This window comes from Maribacter thermophilus (assembly GCF_001020565.1).
In the GTDB taxonomy this organism is placed as follows: domain Bacteria; phylum Bacteroidota; class Bacteroidia; order Flavobacteriales; family Flavobacteriaceae; genus Maribacter; species Maribacter thermophilus.
The window spans coordinates 2,723,639-2,740,610 of record NZ_LDAS01000001.1 but is presented as its reverse complement, the minus strand read 5'-3'; the positions used below and the strand labels follow the sequence as shown (position 1 = coordinate 2,740,610).

12 protein-coding genes are annotated in these 16,972 nt (G+C 42.9%); 6 read left to right on the top strand and 6 right to left on the bottom strand.

Going from position 1 to position 16,972, the window contains the following annotated elements; translation table 11 throughout:
• Nucleotides 1-6: 6 nt before the first annotated feature.
• Together AB657_RS11840 and AB657_RS11835 are read right to left on the bottom strand one after the other, a co-directional pair.
• The gene (locus AB657_RS11840) at nt 7-1,611 is read right to left on the bottom strand and encodes a sodium:solute symporter (RefSeq protein ID WP_047246672.1); all 1,605 of its coding nucleotides are present in this window, start codon (nt 1,609-1,611) and stop codon (nt 7-9) included.
• A gap of 107 nt (nt 1,612-1,718) precedes the next feature.
• Nucleotides 1,719-3,029: an amylo-alpha-1,6-glucosidase gene (locus tag AB657_RS11835; RefSeq protein ID WP_047246671.1), complete on the bottom strand. Its 1,311-nt coding sequence runs from the start codon at nt 3,027-3,029 to the stop codon at nt 1,719-1,721.
• Nucleotides 3,030-3,322: 293 nt separating this feature from the next.
• On the opposite strand from AB657_RS11835, the gene AB657_RS11830 reads away from it, so the two are divergent.
• Entirely contained in the window at nt 3,323-4,354 is a 1,032-nt protein-coding gene (locus tag AB657_RS11830) for a LacI family DNA-binding transcriptional regulator (RefSeq protein WP_047246670.1), read from the top strand.
• A 149-nt stretch (nt 4,355-4,503) separates the two neighbouring features.
• Nucleotides 4,504-4,992 (top strand): hypothetical protein, encoded by a 489-nt coding sequence (locus tag AB657_RS11825; protein WP_157491711.1) that lies wholly within the window; start codon nt 4,504-4,506, stop codon nt 4,990-4,992.
• Nucleotides 4,993-5,215: 223 nt separating this feature from the next.
• On the opposite strand, the gene AB657_RS11820 is transcribed toward AB657_RS11825, so the two are convergent.
• On the bottom strand, nt 5,216-6,688 hold the full coding sequence (locus AB657_RS11820; protein ID WP_047246668.1) for a helix-turn-helix domain-containing protein: 1,473 nt from the start codon (nt 6,686-6,688) through the stop codon (nt 5,216-5,218).
• Between the two features lie 120 nt (nt 6,689-6,808).
• Here AB657_RS11820 and aceB point away from each other — a divergent pair, with 120 nt between their 5' ends.
• From aceB to AB657_RS11800, 4 genes are all read left to right on the top strand, one after another.
• Nucleotides 6,809-8,410, top strand: coding sequence for a malate synthase A (gene aceB / locus AB657_RS11815; RefSeq protein WP_047246667.1), 1,602 nt, complete (start codon nt 6,809-6,811; stop codon nt 8,408-8,410).
• Between the two features lie 131 nt (nt 8,411-8,541).
• Nucleotides 8,542-10,152, top strand: a complete 1,611-nt coding sequence (locus AB657_RS11810; protein ID WP_047246666.1) for an isocitrate lyase — start codon at nt 8,542-8,544, stop codon at nt 10,150-10,152.
• 97 nt (nt 10,153-10,249) lie between these two features.
• Nucleotides 10,250-10,744, top strand: a complete 495-nt coding sequence (rraA, locus tag AB657_RS11805) for a ribonuclease E activity regulator RraA (protein ID WP_047246665.1) — start codon at nt 10,250-10,252, stop codon at nt 10,742-10,744.
• Nucleotides 10,741-11,916, top strand: coding sequence for a pyridoxal-phosphate-dependent aminotransferase family protein (locus tag AB657_RS11800; RefSeq protein WP_047246664.1), 1,176 nt, complete (start codon nt 10,741-10,743; stop codon nt 11,914-11,916). The genes rraA and AB657_RS11800 overlap by 4 nt, the downstream gene beginning before the upstream one ends.
• 87 nt (nt 11,917-12,003) lie before the next feature.
• On the opposite strand, the gene menE is transcribed toward AB657_RS11800, so the two are convergent.
• From menE to AB657_RS11785, 3 genes are read right to left on the bottom strand one after another with little or no spacing between them, the layout of a single operon-like run.
• Nucleotides 12,004-13,497, bottom strand: coding sequence for an o-succinylbenzoate--CoA ligase (menE, locus tag AB657_RS11795; protein WP_047246663.1), 1,494 nt, complete (start codon nt 13,495-13,497; stop codon nt 12,004-12,006).
• A gap of 8 nt (nt 13,498-13,505) precedes the next feature.
• Nucleotides 13,506-14,492, bottom strand: coding sequence for a 3-oxoacyl-ACP synthase III family protein (locus AB657_RS11790; protein WP_047246662.1), 987 nt, complete (start codon nt 14,490-14,492; stop codon nt 13,506-13,508).
• Nucleotides 14,493-14,513: 21 nt separating this feature from the next.
• Nucleotides 14,514-16,970: a TonB-dependent receptor gene (locus AB657_RS11785; protein WP_047246661.1), complete on the bottom strand. Its 2,457-nt coding sequence runs from the start codon at nt 16,968-16,970 to the stop codon at nt 14,514-14,516.
• Nucleotides 16,971-16,972 lie beyond the last annotated feature (2 nt).

The following is a 16,972-nucleotide window of genomic DNA, read 5'->3' as shown; positions in this document are numbered from 1 at the left end:
GTCGGATCAATTAAGAATGTTTGGTAAAGATATACTGAACAAGACAATTGCGATAAAGTAAACACCCAAGATGGCCACTTCTTTTTTGCCTGCATAGTAGACCACTTCAAGGCCTTTGTTAGCCTTTCGCTTTACCGTAAAGCTTACGGCCAAGGCTACGAGTATGGTGACCAAGCATCCGAGGGCATTCCACCAGAACCAAAATATCTGTGGAACATAAAGCCAAAGATAAATATTGAACAATACTCCTACGACTATACCAATATTGGCACCCAACGCATGTGTTCTTTTCGTTAAAATGGCCAAAATAAAGGCGGCGAGTATAGGTCCGTAGAAAACGGAACTGATCTTATTGATGACTTCTATAACCGTACCTTCTATATTGCCGGCAAAAAAGGCAAAGAACAAACATACGAGTCCCCAAAAAATAGACAATAACTTAGAATAGGTCATGTATTTCTTGTCCGGTATATTCGGATTGAACCTTCTGACAAAATCCTCCATGGTGACTGCAGAAAGGGAGTTTACGGTAGAGCTCAGGGTAGACATGGCCGCCGACATAATGGCTACGATCAATATTCCGATTACCCCGTTGGGGAGGTATTTTATAATAAATACGGGCACCATCAAATCTGCCTTTTTCCCTTGTAAAGAGCTAATGTTGGCTTGGTATACCGTTTCCATCTGTTCTTGAAAGCTTACATCCTGTAACAACAAGGTGCCCAGCACAAGGCCCATAATGCAATAGGTCAAGGTAAAGGGAAAACGAAGGAGCCCGTTGGCCATCATCAGTTTCTTCAGGTTGGGCATACTGCTCGAAGAAAGTAGTCTTTGCGATTGGGTTTGATCGGTTCCGTAATAGGAAGCATACAGAAAAAAGCCACCGATGACCATGGGCCAAAATCCGAATTCGTCGTTGCCATCGGCATTGTTGAAACCCCATTTGCTAAAATCGACCGCCGTAATCCTATCCGTATCTACATGGGTGAGAAAATTGTCTATGCCGCCCAATTCACTGAATCCGTAAAAAAGACAGATGATGATCCCCAAGAATAGGATACTCATTTGAATAACATCTCCCCAAATAACGGCTTTCATACCTCCTTGAAAAGAGTATAGCATGGTAATAAGACCGATGATCATAATAGAGATCCAAAAATCCAATTGAATGGTGGCCTGTAAAATAAGGGCCATTGTATAGACCATAACCCCGGTTGCCACCGAACGGCTTACCTGAAAGACAAAACTGATCAGAAGCCTGGAAGAGGCATCAAACCGTTTTTCCAAATATTCGTAAACACTTACGATCCCCGATTTGTACAAGGTGGGCATTATGGCAATAAGCAAGAAAGCCATGGCAAGGGGCACGCCAAACTCATAGGTCAACCATTGCATACCGCCCCCGTCTTTAAGGCCTACGAATGCAGGAGCCGAAATAAAGCTAATGGCCGAAAGTTGGGTAGCCATGGCCGATAAGCTCAAAGGCAACCATGAGGTTTTACGGCCTCCCAAAAAATAATCGCCTCCAGAGTTGTTTTCCTTGAACATAAACCCCAACCCTAAAAACCCGATCAGGTAAACAATGATGATAATGTAGTCGATGTAGTTCATACGGTTGGCTTATTTTTTAGTTATGATTTCACATTTTATCTCGATTCTTTTATGCTCATTGGTTAAACAAACAAGTTTTACGATACGTTTTGTGCGATCGATAGCCCTTAATTCTTCAAAAAATCGATTAGTAAGGCGGCGCTCCATGAAAAATTATTTCCCCCATACCCTACAGGTTCCTGTTCGGTATTATCTTTACGACAATCAAAATACTCATAAAAACCGTATCTCTCAATTAGTTCTATGCTGTCTTCCTTAATTCGAGATGCCGTATTTGTAAAACCATAGTTTTTGAGACCTAGGTAGAGCATCCAGTTCATATTGATCCATACGGGGCCTCTCCAATATTTTTTAGGATTAAAACGTTCATCTGTGGGGTCAAAAGAGGCACATAGATACTTGTCGTCACCACCAAATTTATCCATCATTGTTTTAACTATAACTTTTGCTCTTTCTGCACTTGGTATGTTGGCGAACAAGGGAGAAAACGATGACGAGGTAATATGGCGTATGGGCTTTTCGTTTCTTAGGTCGTAATGTACGTATGCCCCCAACTCTGTGTCAAATAGTTTTTTGTTAAAGCTTTTGATGCTTTTAGATTGCCATTTTAAAAGGGTCTTGACTTTATCTTCGTTTCCCCCTAATAGGCCGTATAGATCTATCAATGCCTGGTTCGACTTTATAAGCATCGAATTGAACAATGGGTCTTGCACCAAGAATGGTGAAAGCTCTGCTATTTTGGCATCGTCGTAATTGTTTTGCTTGGCTATGTCGATGATATAAAGGTAATGGTCGTATTCTCTTTTTGAGGGTCGTTGAGAGGCATCTACATGCGTCGTATCTTTTCTTTCAAAATTATATTCCGGGGGATTCATCGTATCCCAAATATCGTCCCACACAGGAGAATTGTCGGTGCCCGACTCCCAGTTGTGATAAATGTATACAAGCCCTTCGTTCTGCGGGTCACGGTTTTCGTAGAAATATACATGATTGTTGTACACCTTGTCTATCTCACTTTTGATAAAGAGGAGCATATCTTCCTTATCCTCTGCAATATGATACATTTCCTGTAAAACAAAACCGGATACAGGTGGTTGTGTCATACCTGTAGATCTATATTTTTTTGAGGACAATGGATGAAGTTCCGATTGATGAAAATCGGCACCAGGAAAATAAGAATCGTTTTCGGTATGAAAAACAATATGTGGTATAAACCCATTGCCCCATTGTGCATCTAGTAATGTTCGCATTTCTGTTTTTGCCTTTTCTACGTCGTAATGGGCAAAGCCAATGGCGATAAACCCAGAATCCCACTTCCATTGAAAAGGGTATAGCCCGGCGCTGGGTATAGTAAAACCGCCTTCTTGGTAATTGGCATCCAATATGGCAATGGCTTTTTTGTATAATTCTTTTTTCATGATAGGAGTTAAAAATGTATTTGCAATTTTCCAAGAACCAATATGTTTGCCCACTAAATTCAAACTAAACTCAAACTTCTTTATTGATTGATGTGGACGCAAATTCTTTACTTTTAATAGTCTGTCAATCAGAATTGAATAGTGTATTTGGTAATTGTTCAATTTGTAAACAGGGAAGTGAAATTATTTGAATATCATAATCGACCGACAAAATATTTATCAAATTCTTATGCAAACGTTTGCGAAAACGTTTGCAAAAAAAAGATTATTTTTGATTTTATTCCCTTTTAACCATGGCTAAGAAGAGAAATACAACCTTAAAGGAATTGGCACAAGAATTAAAGTTGTCTATTTCTACAGTTTCCCGAGCCTTAAATGAACACCCGGACATAAATCCGGATACTAGGGAAAAAGTAAAAAGATTGGCCAAAAAAATGCATTATGTGCCCAATTTGTTCGCCAGGGGGTTCCGGTCTCACGAAACCTATATTTTAGGGGTAATAGTACCCAATATTTCGCATATGTTTACCTCCACGATATTAAAGGGTATTCTGGAAGAAGCCGAGCTTAGGGGGTATCGGGTTATTATTTCCGAATCTAAAAACAGCGAGGCCAAACAAGTGGAAATGCTGGAGACCATGACCCAATTTGGGGTTGATGGAGTGTTAATGTCATTGGCCAGAAAAACTACGAGACTAGAGGAGTTGTTAGAAATTCTAGATAGATTACCTATTGTTTTGTTCGACAAAGTTTCTATAAAAATGCCCTGCACCCAGATCGTTATCAACGAAGAAGAAGCAGCCTTTAACGCGGTAGAGCATTTGATAGAATTAGGGAAAAGACGCATTGCCATTATCAAGGAAACGGAGAACAGTTATAACTCCGAAAAGAGGTATGTGGGCTACCTTAGGGCCTTGAACGCCCACGGGATTCCTGCATGTGACAAGATTATTTTAAGCACTGAAGATATATCTATAGACGGGGGCAAACACCTGACAAGAATTTTACTTAGTTTGAAAGAACGCCCCGATGCTATTTTTGCCATTACCGACAATGCGGCCATAGGGGCCATTCAGACCTTACATAGGTTCAAGGTGAAGATTCCAGAGGAGATTGCCGTGGTGGGCTTTAGCAACTCGGCCAACTCAACGATTATAAATCCTGCCCTAACCACGGTAGATCAGCCTGGGGATAGAATTGGCCGGACCGCCGTGAAATACTTGATCGATGAGATCAAGAATCCCAAAAACGAGATCGTTACCAAGACGGTCGAGATAAAAACCAATCTTATTGTAAGGGATTCCACTTTGGGTTCACAAGTTTAGGGTTAGTCATTTGATAATTAGGTACTTGCTATTTTATTTTGTTCTATTGGTAGGGTGTGGGCATATTTAATATGCTCTTACATATTTATTCAATAATTTTTATTTTCAAGACCATGATCAATCATTTTTTAAAGGTTAAAACCTTTATTGTGAGTAGATTTTTATTAGTTGTAATACTGTTTGTAAGTTTTCAATGTTACGTACAAAAACGTGTTTCCCAAATAAATTATTACTCCGTCGACAATGAAACAAACGAAGAAAATTTGATAAAGACTTTGGATTTTGTCTATACCGGTGAAAAATTGACAAAGATCAATGCCAAAGGGCATAACGGAAATAACCCCTATCATAACAATATTGAGTTTAAATATAATGGTGATGAGATAAAAGCATACTCGGGAGATGGGGAGAGGATGTTCGAATGCGTTTCAGAAAACGGGAGGCCTGTAAGGGTGTATTATAGATACTATGGCAGGGAATTGAATCTTGAATATGATGCCGATGTTAATGTTACATCTTTGATTATAGATAGAAGGTTAATTGACCATATGGTATATTGGAAGTACGACTACGATAAAAATAGGATTGTTGCCGCTGAGGACGGAAAAGGCAACGAAGATTTATATCTAGAGTATTAAGATGATGACTTATTTACCTATACCTTACAACCGCAATACAGTACCAAGTAAGTTGTTTAGCGGATGGCTTAATTTCTGATTACATCGTTTAACGGATAAATGCGAACGGCCTTTGGTTTCAAATAAGAAATGGGTCATTATAGTTTTGGTCGACAGAAATTATGGTCTCTGTTGAATGGAACCAATGCATTGGATTGGCGAGTGTGGTCCATACCAAAAAAGGTTAACTGAATTGTTTCATTAAATCGGAAACCACATTTTCTATTACTTTGTTCTTGTTCATTTTTTCCAAGATCTTTGGGGGTACTTTCCGTTCTTTACAATTAGAAATTGCGCAGCGCTCACAGGTGACCCCCACCATTTCCCGTTTAATTTTAGGGTCTTCCAAAAAGGATATTTTCTTTTTCAACTGCTTGTCTATAAGAAGTCCAATGCTAATGCTCCTGTATTGGTTGTCCTTAAAGGGGTCCTTGGTCGCCGAAGAAAACAACAGGTATGAGATATTGCCCGGATATTCTGAAATCTGAAAGTCGAAGACATGATCTTTTTCTGTCTTTGCAATGTCTTTTAATACCTTTAACGAGACCCATCTTCTACAGTAATGCTCATTGGTTTCGTTGCCATGTGGCGATTGCTGGCTTGGTAAATGTAATTCTTTGTTGAGGTAAAAATTAGAACTGCCCGCTTTATGGGTAAACCTTAAAAAGAATAGGTTCTGAATATTAAAATCTTTTGGCAACAGATTGGTCAACCGTTGGTAAAAGGTTTCCGGTGAGCTGGTAAACTCTGAAATTATTTTGATAAATACCCTTTTGTTAAAGGTTTTTTGTTGAAATAGTGTTTTGAGCTGATCGATCATGACTTCTCTGGGCAACACCAGTGCCCCTGCAAAATAAGAGGCATAAAAGTTATTGAGTACCTGTTCAAAGTTCTCGAACTTGATCCAGGGAAAAGTATATAGCCTTAGACTGTAGCCTAGGTAATTATAGGCTATTTCCTTAGCGTAAATAAAAATACGTTGCGCCTCATCTAGATGACTGGCAAGTAGTAATGTTTTGGTCTTGGGAACAAAGACCGAACGAAGATCGTACAGCTCTTTGTGTTTTTTTAGGTCCGAATTATTAATGTTGTACCCGTATTCCTCTACTAATATTTCCTCCAGCTCTTTTGCCGATACGGGCTTTTTTCTATCTACCTGGTATGCCTCGCAGAATTTAACTACCTGCTCCTCTAGCTCCTCAAAATAGTTGTAATTGGACTGTTGGTATGATCGTAGTGATGAAAGATAAAAACTCTCTCTGTTAAAGTTATAGTGTTTTGCTACCTCAATGATCGTTGTAATAAAGGCATTGACCTTTCCTGGGGCATTGGCGATAATATCTATAAGGTCGCTTTCCTTTATGCCAAAAAGCTCTAAAGGTATTTCCTTTAAAACTTTGGATTGTAAAATTTCTCCGATAGGAGCTAGGTTTTTATCTAGCTGTAAAGAGACCAAATGGTCGTAAGGCACCTCTAATTTTTCTGATAAAACGACAATTTTATCGGTTTTTGGATATTTTTTTCCATTCTCAATTTCGTTCAGATAAGACTTTGATAATCCTGTGAGTTTTGATAATCCGAACAAGGATAAATTCTTGTCAGTCCTTATCTGCTTTAGCTTCAGCCCAAATATAAGTTTAATATCATCCTCTTCCATAAAGGCAAATATACGCAATTTAGAGCGCTTTTATTTTTTGCGTAATTTAATATTTTGCGAACGTTCGCTTGTTTGGTAACGTTCTTTTTTTTAACATTGTTCTCGTAAAACAATTTAATTATGGAGAATTATAGCGCAACCATACAAAGCGAATGGCAGTTCAACAGAGAGGTAAGAAATTATTATCCGCAGTTATTGACCGATGAGGCAATGGCCTTTTTAACATCATTACATCGTCGTTTTAATACGGAGCGACTAGAACTCTTAAAAAGAAGGCGGCGTCAACAGGCCATATTCGATGAAGGTAAGTTTCCTCAGTTTCCAGTGGAGACAAAAGAGCTTCGGGAGTCGAATTGGAAGGCTGCTCCGATACCTTCAGATTTATTGGATCGCCGAGTAGAGATAACCGGCCCGGTGGATCGTAAAATGGTTATCAATGCACTAAACTCTGGGGCAAAGACCTTTATGGCAGATTTCGAGGACAGTAATGCCCCATCTTGGGAGAATTGTCTTGAAGGACAGCAAAACTTAATAGATGCCAACAATAGAACCATTACATACCACGATTCTAAAAGAAACAAGACTTATGCCCTAAAAGAAGATCCTTGTGTTTTATTGGTACGACCAAGGGGATTGCATCTGAACGAACGTCATGTTCTTATAGATGATACAGAAATGTCCGCAAGTCTTTTTGATTTTGGACTATACGTATTTCATAACACCAAAACACTAATGGCCAATGGTACTGCGCCCTACTTTTACCTTCCAAAACTGGAACATTATTTAGAGGCGCGTTGGTGGAATCAGGTATTTGAATTTGCTCAGGGGTACTTAGAAATTCCTTCAGGTACTTTCAAGGCCACGGTGCTTATAGAGACCATTACGGCCAGCCATCAATTGGACGAGATCATCTTTGAGCTTAAAGACCATATTGTAGGTTTAAACTGTGGTCGCTGGGATTATATCTTTTCTTACATAAAAAAGTTCAGAAACCATGAAAATTTTGTGGTGCCCAATAGGGATCAAGTGACCATGACTTCTCCTTTCATGGATGCATATTCAAAACTGGTAATACAAAGGTGCCACAAGCGCGGAATATTGGCCATAGGTGGTATGGCTGCACAGATACCTATTAAAAATAACGAAAAGGCCAATGCCCTTGCACTGGAAAAAGTGCGATTGGACAAGGAGCGGGAGGTAAAGAACGGTCACGATGGCACTTGGGTAGCGCACCCCGCCCTAATCGGCGTGGCCATGGAAGAATTTAATAAACACATGCCCACACCCAACCAATTGCATGTTACCAGAGACGATATCAATATTACCGAAAAAGACCTAGTAGAGCTTCCAAAAGGTACGGTTACCGAAGAAGGAATACGTAAGAATATCAATGTCGGAATCTTATATCTAGAAGCTTGGCTGCAAGGTAATGGGGCGGTTGCCCTGTACCACCTAATGGAAGATGCCGCAACGGCCGAAATTTCTAGAACACAGGTTTGGCACTGGTTAAACAAAAATGTGGTTTTAGAGGATGGTAGAAAATTCGATGTTGCTCTTTTTGATGCCATATTCAATGACGAAATGGAAAAGATCATTACCGAAACGGGTCCGGATAAAATAAAGGATACCCAGTTTCAAAATGCCTTCGACCTTTTTAAAGAACTGGTGTTGTCAAGAGAGTTTGTAGAGTTCTTGACCATACCGGCCTATAAACACCTATAGAAAAACAAAGTCATGAAATATTCTAAAAACAATCTATTGATTACCAATTGGGGAATAAACAATACGATTCGGTACATCAGCCCCACAGACGCTATATCATTAATAAAATAAACCCTTAATTCATTGCTGTTATGATAAATTATAATTCGGCCATCGACGTTGTTCGTAAAATAAAGGCCAAACACGGAAATACCTGGGCCTCTATAAGCCCGGAAAACGCGGCACGTATGATTGCCCAAAACCGCTTTAAAACAGGATTGGATATTGCCAAGTACACCGCCTCGATTATGCGAAAAGACATGGCGGAGTATGATGCCGACCCTACTAACTACACCCAATCATTGGGTTGCTGGCACGGTTTTGTGGCGCAACAAAAAATGATAGCGGTGAAAAAACACCACGGCACTACATCTAAGACATACTTGTATTTGTCCGGTTGGATGGTGGCCGCCCTTCGTTCAGAACTGGGCCCTTTACCGGATCAATCGATGCACGAAAAAACGGCAGTACCCAAATTGATAGAAGAGATCTACACCTTTTTGCGTCAGGCAGATGCGGTAGAACTCAACGATCTTTTCCGTCGATTGGATGCCGGAGAGGATGTACAAGATGAGATAGATAACTTTGAAACACATGTTGTGCCGATTATTGCCGATATAGATGCAGGTTTTGGTAATGAAGAGGCGACTTATTTGTTGGCAAAAAAGATGATAGAGGCCGGTGCATGCGCCCTTCAAATAGAAAATCAGGTGTCCGACGCCAAACAGTGTGGGCACCAAGATGGTAAGGTAACGGTACCGCACGAAGATTTTATTGCCAAGTTAAATGCCTTGCGCTATGCCTTTTTAGAGTTGGGTGTAGAAGAAGGTATAATCGTGGCCCGTACAGATTCTGAAGGTGCCGGTCTAACCCAAAAACTACCGGTATCTCAGAAAGAAGGTGACCTGGCATCTCAGTATATGGATTTTATAGAGGCCGAAGAAGTATCTGCCGAAGAGGTCAAGGATAATGATGTGCTGTTTAAGCGTAACGGTAAATTGGTGCGGCCGGTGCGTATGCCGAATGGCCTGTATAAGTTTAAGGAAAATTCCAATATAGATAGGGTAGTGCTAGATTGTATTACCAGCTTGCGTAACGGTGCCGATCTGCTTTGGATCGAGACCCCGACCCCACATGTAGGACAGATAGCCCACATGGTAAACAGGGTCAAAGAAGAAATTCCCGATGCTAAATTGGTTTATAACAACTCGCCTTCTTTTAATTGGACGATCAACTTTAGGCAGCAGGCCTATGATGCTATGAAAGAGGAGGGTGAAGATGTTTCAGGGTATGACCGTGATGCCTTAATGGATGCTAAATATGATGGTTCTGAATTAGCTGCTAGGGCCGATGAAATGATCCGTTCGTTTCAGTTGGAAGCATCCAAGCACGCAGGGGTGTTCCATCACTTGATAACTTTGCCAACATATCATACGACAGCGTTGCATATGAACGATCTTGTTGAGGGTTATTTTGGTGAAATGGGTATGTTGGCCTATGTAGATAGTGTTCAGCGCCAAGAAATACGTAAAGGTGTTTCCTGTGTTAAGCATCAGCGTATGGCGGGTTCTGACCTCGGTGATGACCATAAAACCTTTTTTGCTGGAGAAAAAGCCCTAAAGGCAAGTGGTGAAAAGAATACAAGTAATCAGTTCGAGTTCAATAAAAAAACCGCAAGACCAGAGCCGATACTTGCAAAGTAAGGTTCTCTGAACCTTGTTAAAAGGCGGCACTTTAAAAGGTCGCCTTTTAATCTTTAAATCAAATTTTTGGCATAACAAACAACCATTATATATTATCATGTTTACAACAGCGGACCTATGTGACGAGTACCCCGAACAGGTGCTATGTACAGATCCTATTTTTCGGGATTTTGGAAATAAAAAATCGTTCTTCGGAAGAATAACTACCTTAAAACTCTTAGAGGACAATACAAAGGTGCGTGAACAATTGGCATTGGACGGAACAGGAAAGGTGCTGGTGATAGACGGGGGGGCTTCGTTACGGTGTGCCCTAGTAGGTGATCGGTTGGCGGATTTGGCTATTAAGAACCATTGGTCGGGTATTATTGTCAATGGTTGTATTCGCGACAGCAGTCTTATCAACACTATGAATGTTGGTATTAAAGCCCTTAATACTTGTCCCGTGAAAAGTATTAAACGCAATAGTGGCGAAAAGGACATTCCCGTCAAATTTGCCGGAGTTACCTTTGTTACGGATCATTATGTTTATGTAGATTCCGACGGAATACTCTTAAGTGAACAAAACCTATTGGATTATAAAAAAAGATTATGAAACATAGAAAATTACTCATGATTCCTGGGCCCATCGAATTTGAGCCAGAAGTTCTACGAGCTATGGGGGTAGCTACTACCAGTCATATAGCACCTAATTTTATCGACGTTTTTGGAAATAGCCTCGAATTGATGAAAAAAATATGGAAGGCCCCAAATGGCCAACCTTTTATAGTTGCCGGAAGTGGTACGTTGGCTATGGATATGGCGGCGGCCAACCTTATAGAAAACGGTGATGCTGCCTTGGTGGTTTCTACCGGATATTTTGGGGAACGTTTTAAGGATATTTTAGACCGATATGGTGCGAGCACCACTCTCTTAAAGGCTCCTATCGGGGAGGTGGTTAGCATTGAAGCTATTGAGAACCAACTCAAACAAAAGCAGTATAAAATGATGGTCTTTACCCATGTGGACACTTCTACAGGAGTTTTGGTAGACCCCGTGCCTATGGCCCGATTGGCAAAAAAATACAGTGTTTTAAGTGTTATGGACGGTGTTTGTTCAGTCGGGGGAGAAGATATTAGACAAGAGGAGTGGGGAATCGATATTGTCCTCACGGGATCTCAAAAAGCCATTGGTGTCCCGCCGGGCCTTGCATTGTTAGTGGCTTCCCAAAAAGCTATCGGGGTTTGGAAAAATAGAAAAACACCGGTGTTCAACTACTATGCTGATTGGGGCAATTGGCTGCCGATAATGCAAGCCTATGAAGATAGGCGACCCTCCTATTTTGCGACGCCTGCCGTTAACCTGATCTTGGCCTTGGAGACAAGCTTAAATATTTTGGATAACGAAGGTATGGACAATAGGGTCAAAAGACATCAAAATTTGGCTCGGGCATTTCGGGAGGCTTTAAAGGCTTTAGATTTGAAGATTTTGCCCAAAACACCATCCATAGCAGCCAATACCCTAACGGCGGCATACTATCCCAAAGATATAAATGCAGCTGCGCTACGTAGTAGAATGGCCGAGAACAATGTAATTATTGCCGGAGGGCTGTTGCCCGAAATAAAAACCACTTATTTTAGGGTAGGTCATATGGGGTCGGTTTCCGCAAATGATCTAGTAGCGGTGTTAAGTGCCTTAGAGCGTGCTTTGGCGGAGCTAGACTATTCTTTTAAACCAGGGCAGAGCCTACAAGCATTTCAAAATGCGATTTTACGATGTGGGGAGTAAAATAAATAGTATAGATGATGTTTTTGACTATCGTGTCTCTAGAACCAAAAATCCCCGACGCTTGTCGGGGATATATATTTTAATGAACTATGGGGTAAGCTGTTGTTTTAGAAAGTCGGACTTGATCTTTTTTCGGTCCAGTTTGCCCGTTTCGTTCTTGGGGATGCTTTCCACAAAATAAAATTCGGAGGGAATCTTAAACTTGGCCAAATGCGTTTTACAAAAGCTTTTGAGCTCCTCTTTGTCGGGCTCGGGTTCCGCTACCAGAAAGGCCACGCCGCATTCGCCCCACTTGTTGTGTGGTACGGCGATCACCACGGCTTCCCGTATGTTCGGGTGCTGTAGTAAGGCCCGTTCCACTTCGGCAGGGTATACGTTTTCACCACCACTGATGTACATATTCTTTTTACGGTCCATAATATAGATAAATCCCTCATCATCCATTCTTCCGATGTCGCCGGTGCGCAGCCAATGGCCTATTTTTGCCGCCTTGGTGGTTTCAGGATTTTTCCAATATCCGGGCATGACCATAGGGCCGCCGATCAATATTTCACCGGGGGTGTCGGTAGGGGCTTCGTTTCCGTCTTCCCCCAAAATTTTTACATCCACATAAAAATTGGGCTTACCAATAGAACCTTGTTTTCTATGGGCATCGTCTTGGTGCAAAGAGGTCAGGTTGGGGCCGGCTTCCGTAAGTCCGTAACCCTGTCTGATAGGTACGTTTTTACGGTGGAAGGTTTCGATAAGGTTCAAGGGCATACTTTCCCCGCCTACTACAATATAGTGCAGGCAGCTTATGTCGGCCGTTGTAAATTCCGGTAGTTCAGCCATCATTTTTAACATGGTGGGCACGGCCATGAATAGATCTAACCGTTCCTCGACGATACAGTTGAGCACGGCAAGGGCATCAAACTTTTTGAACATGATTACCGTACCGCCCCGATGCAGCACGGGCGTTAAAAGTACGTTCCAACCGCCGGTATGGAACAGTGGCATGCAGTTGAGGGTAACGGTGTCGTTATTGATCAGCAAGCTTTGCGTGGTGTTTATGCTGTTCCAAAAAAGCATTTTGTGGGTATAGAGAATCCCTTTGGGAAGCCCCGTAGTGCCACTGGTGTATAGTATAAATACGGGTGCATCTTCAGTAAGTTGGGGCTCGCAGGCCAAAGGCGCCTCTTTCTCCGTAAAATTATACACCGATGCCAGGTCTATGAATTCGGTCTTGGTCGTAAGGTCTTTAAGGTCGACACAACCATCGGTATAGGCCAATTTGCACTGCGAGTCGGTCAGCAGCGCCTCCATTTCCTTGGGTGCCAATCTAAAATTTATGGGTACCAAGATGATGCCCGTCTTTTGGGCGACGGCAAAAAGAATCACTTGGGCCAGGTGGTTTTCGGCAATAATCGCCACCCGGTCGCCCATGGCCATTTGGTAACGTTCCCGTAGGTGTTGTGCCAAGGCATTCGCCGCTCTGTCTATTTCTTTGTAAGTGAGGCTCCTACCCGAAACGGGATCTTTAACTGCCGTTTTGTTAGGATGGTAGTCTGCCCACTTCTTAAACCAATCAAACGTATTTAACATAGGTATTCTTAAAGTATAAATGCATTTGCCGCAAAGGCCAGCCCTCCTCCAGACCCGATAAAAAACAAGGTGTCGCCCTCTTTTACCTTTTGTTTTTGCCATGCCTCGTGAAAGGCCATGGGTATACAGGCCGAACCTGTGTAGCCATAATGGTGCATCACCGTATGGGCCTTGTTCTGGTCCACATCCAAGATACGAAGGGTTTCTTTAATGGCATTGATATTGATCTGGGTAATAAGAAATTGATCTACTTCTTCCACGCCAATATTCATATTGCTGGCAAGTTCTTTGGCCAAACCGCTCCACATTTGGGGATTCAGTTCGGGCGGAAATTTCTTCACGAACTTCAACTTGTGGTCTTTTTGTTGCAATACCTTGTCCGAAATGGGGTTTTTGGTGCCTCCACCGTAAATGCCCATCCAATCGGTATACTGCCCTTGCGAGATGAGCTTTCCGGTTTGGTGCCCCTTATTCTTCTCGTCGGTAGCCGTAAGAACCACGGCTCCCGCTCCATCGGCAAATAAGGTCACGGTCTTCTTGTCCGTCTTGTCCAAGTATTTGCTCATGGCATAGGCCCCTACGACCAGCACGTTGTTTACCGATCCACTACGAATGTAGTGGGTGGCCGTTTCGGTGGCGGTCACAAAACCCGCACAGGCGGCATTTAGGTCAAAAGTACCAGCATTTTTGGCCCCCAAACGGTGTTGCAGTACTGCGGCCGTTGACGGTGAAATGTATTCCGGGGTATCGGTGGCTACGATAATAAGGTCTATTTTCGTTGCTTTCATTCCCGCATTCTGCAGGGCTTCCGAAGCGGCACCGTGGCATAGGTCGGCCGTAGACTCATTTTCATGGCACCATCTACGTTCGTATATCTGTACGTTTTCGCGCAACCAGGTATCCACGTCCTCGCCCAAAAGCTCGTTAAAATAGGCATTGGAAAATATTTTGTCGGGAACGTGCATTCCCGAGGCAATGATCTTTGCGTTCTTCATAAATCTTGTTTGTAAGGGGCTTTAATCCAAGTGAATTTTTGTTTCCAGAACATAGAGTCCGCGTGTGGGAGGTGCGGCGGTAAACTCGCGCAGCTCGTTGTTGAACAAGTTGGTGGCTGCCAAGGAAACGGTAACCTTGTCGCTTACCTTGTACCCGATATTCAGGTCCATGGTAACAAAGCCGCCCAAGGGGCCGTAGTTATAGGCATCTCCACTGGGTGCATCCTCAACAATGGGAACCCCTCTGTAGGTCATCCCCGGAAGGGTCTCGGAAGCGATCTGGAAACTGGAGAAGTAATTGTACTTCTGTACGGCCCTTCCGAAAACGGAACCGAAGAAGCGCGAACCGTAATAGTTGATACCGAGTCCGCCCTTGTTTTTCGGCGCATTGACCAAGAAATCAAGGAAGTTTACTTCTCCATCATTGTTAAAATCGTTGTCGGTATTGTTCTCGTCAAAGGAGTAATCGAAATAGGAATAATTGGCCGTCATGCTCCATTCCGGAGAAAAGGAATAGGTAAGGCTAAGGTCGGCCCCGTAGGTATTCACTTCCCCAAAATTGATGTAGGTGGCCACCAATCCGTTATACACCCCATAGGCCGCCTGCACTTCTTCAATAGGGGTATCACCGCGATGGGTGGTAACGCCCACGACGGTAACGGGACTCAAAAAGTCTTTGTTAATATTGTAATAGGCGTTGATATCGGCATACAGTTTATTGGCAAGGGCTCCACGGTATCCAATTTCATAGGTACTTACCTTTTCCACATCTTGAGGGTCTACTTTGGAACCATCCGCTAGGGTAAAGCCTTCGGCGTTACCCAGAATAAGTCCCCCAAAAAGGTTGCCGTACATATTTAGGATCGTTGGTGCGGCGATACCTTGCCCGTAGGTAAGTCTAAAACTTCCTTTTTCTAGCTCTTTTGAAATACCAAGCTTGGGAATAAAGTTGGTGCCATAGATTTCATGGTTGTCTACCCGCGCGGCGGCAAGGGCCTTGAATCCACTGCCAAAATCATAATTCAGGTGTAGATAGCCCCCCAATTGTGAAACATCGATGGTATCGTCTTCGTTCTCGTCCAAAAGATAAGTGCCCAAACTGTTGGCCATATCTTTTTGGTATTGGATGCCCGTAATCAGGTCCAACTTTTCGAACAAGGTATTGCTGTATTGTAGTTCGGCGTTCCATCTTTTTGAATCGTCCTTAAAACGGGCACCACTGAGATAGGAAAACTCCCCTGCGGCTTCTTCGGGACTCAACCCTGAATCGATACCCACGTAGTATTGCTTTGTGCGGTCGTCTATGGAATAGGTGTCGTCGGTCTTGCTCGTGGTTAAATAGGTCTGTGCAAAAAAGTTCTTGGTATTGAATCGCAGTTGAAAGACATTGATGCGCCAATCTATGATCTGGTTTCTACCCACATTGGTAGGTGAAAGGTAGGTACTGTTGCTATGGCCGTAGGTAGCGATAAGGTCGGTACCCGCCTTGGGTGTAAAATAGGCACTGGCCTCGGTCTTAAAGAATTCGACATTGTTGTCGAGCTCAAATTCTTCATAGGCCTCTTTGACACCGTCCATTCCCGGACTTCCATCGGCAAGTTTTCGGTCGATGTATACCGAATCGGCATAGTGGAATTCCTTGGCCTTGGTGTATTCGCCAGTGGCCTTGAAGGCCCATTTATCGTTGAATTTTTTAGCGAAACGCAACCTTCCCGAATAATAGGCGTCACCATCCCCGGTGACCCCAAGGTTGCCGGCAACCGTCAACCCTTGGTGTTTACGAGGGTCTTTGGTAATGGTATGGATAAGTCCGTTATGGGCATTAGGACCGTAGAGCGTGGCATTCGGGCCCAATATAAGTTCTACCTGCTCGGTATCTTCCTTAATGGTGGTAGTCAAAGGTCCCATGGGGAGTCCCGTGGCAACTAAAGACGAAAAGCGATTGTCTACGACCTGAAGGTTTTTGGAGTTGAAATTGGAATTAAAGCCTCGAATATTAAAGGCCGGTGCGGCAATACCCGCTCTAAAGTAATCGACCCCTTTTTTGCGGGCCAACAGCTCTGCAGGATTACCTGCATAACGGTCTATTTCACGGGCTCCGATGGTGATGACGGTGGCGGTGGAACTGGTCAATTTTTCGGCCTTCTTTGATCCGGAATATACTACTACCTCGTCGAGAAAACTAGCAGGGGACAGTACAAAATCGATCGTAGTGTTTTCGGAGACCTCCACATTTTTTGAGGAAGCCGAAAAACCGACATAGGAAGCCTCGAGCAAGACCTTGCCCGTAGGCAGGGTAAGTTCGTAGTTACCGTCCATATCGGCAGTGGTTCCCACCCCTAGTTCAATGGCGTATACGGTGGCGCCCGATAAACCTATGCCTTCCTCATCGGTGACCTTTCCGGTAACCGTGACTTCTTGTGCGTTCAGGGCTATACAGCCTACAAAGAACAGCATCATTACAGCTAAATGTTTCATTT

Coding starts and splice junctions, on each gene's coding strand:
- rraA (WP_047246665.1), top strand. CDS start 10,250: ATGTTTACAACAGCGGACCTATGTGACGAGTACCCCGAACAGGTGCTA.
- AB657_RS11810 (WP_047246666.1), top strand. CDS start 8,542: ATGATAAATTATAATTCGGCCATCGACGTTGTTCGTAAAATAAAGGCC.
- AB657_RS11840 (WP_047246672.1), bottom strand. CDS start 1,611: ATGAACTACATCGACTACATTATCATCATTGTTTACCTGATCGGGTTT.
- menE (WP_047246663.1), bottom strand. CDS start 13,497: ATGTTAAATACGTTTGATTGGTTTAAGAAGTGGGCAGACTACCATCCT.
- AB657_RS11820 (WP_047246668.1), bottom strand. CDS start 6,688: ATGGAAGAGGATGATATTAAACTTATATTTGGGCTGAAGCTAAAGCAG.
- AB657_RS11835 (WP_047246671.1), bottom strand. CDS start 3,029: ATGAAAAAAGAATTATACAAAAAAGCCATTGCCATATTGGATGCCAAT.
- AB657_RS11785 (WP_047246661.1), bottom strand. CDS start 16,970: ATGAAACATTTAGCTGTAATGATGCTGTTCTTTGTAGGCTGTATAGCC.
- AB657_RS11800 (WP_047246664.1), top strand. CDS start 10,741: ATGAAACATAGAAAATTACTCATGATTCCTGGGCCCATCGAATTTGAG.
- AB657_RS11790 (WP_047246662.1), bottom strand. CDS start 14,492: ATGAAGAACGCAAAGATCATTGCCTCGGGAATGCACGTTCCCGACAAA.
- aceB (WP_047246667.1), top strand. CDS start 6,809: ATGGAGAATTATAGCGCAACCATACAAAGCGAATGGCAGTTCAACAGA.
- AB657_RS11830 (WP_047246670.1), top strand. CDS start 3,323: ATGGCTAAGAAGAGAAATACAACCTTAAAGGAATTGGCACAAGAATTA.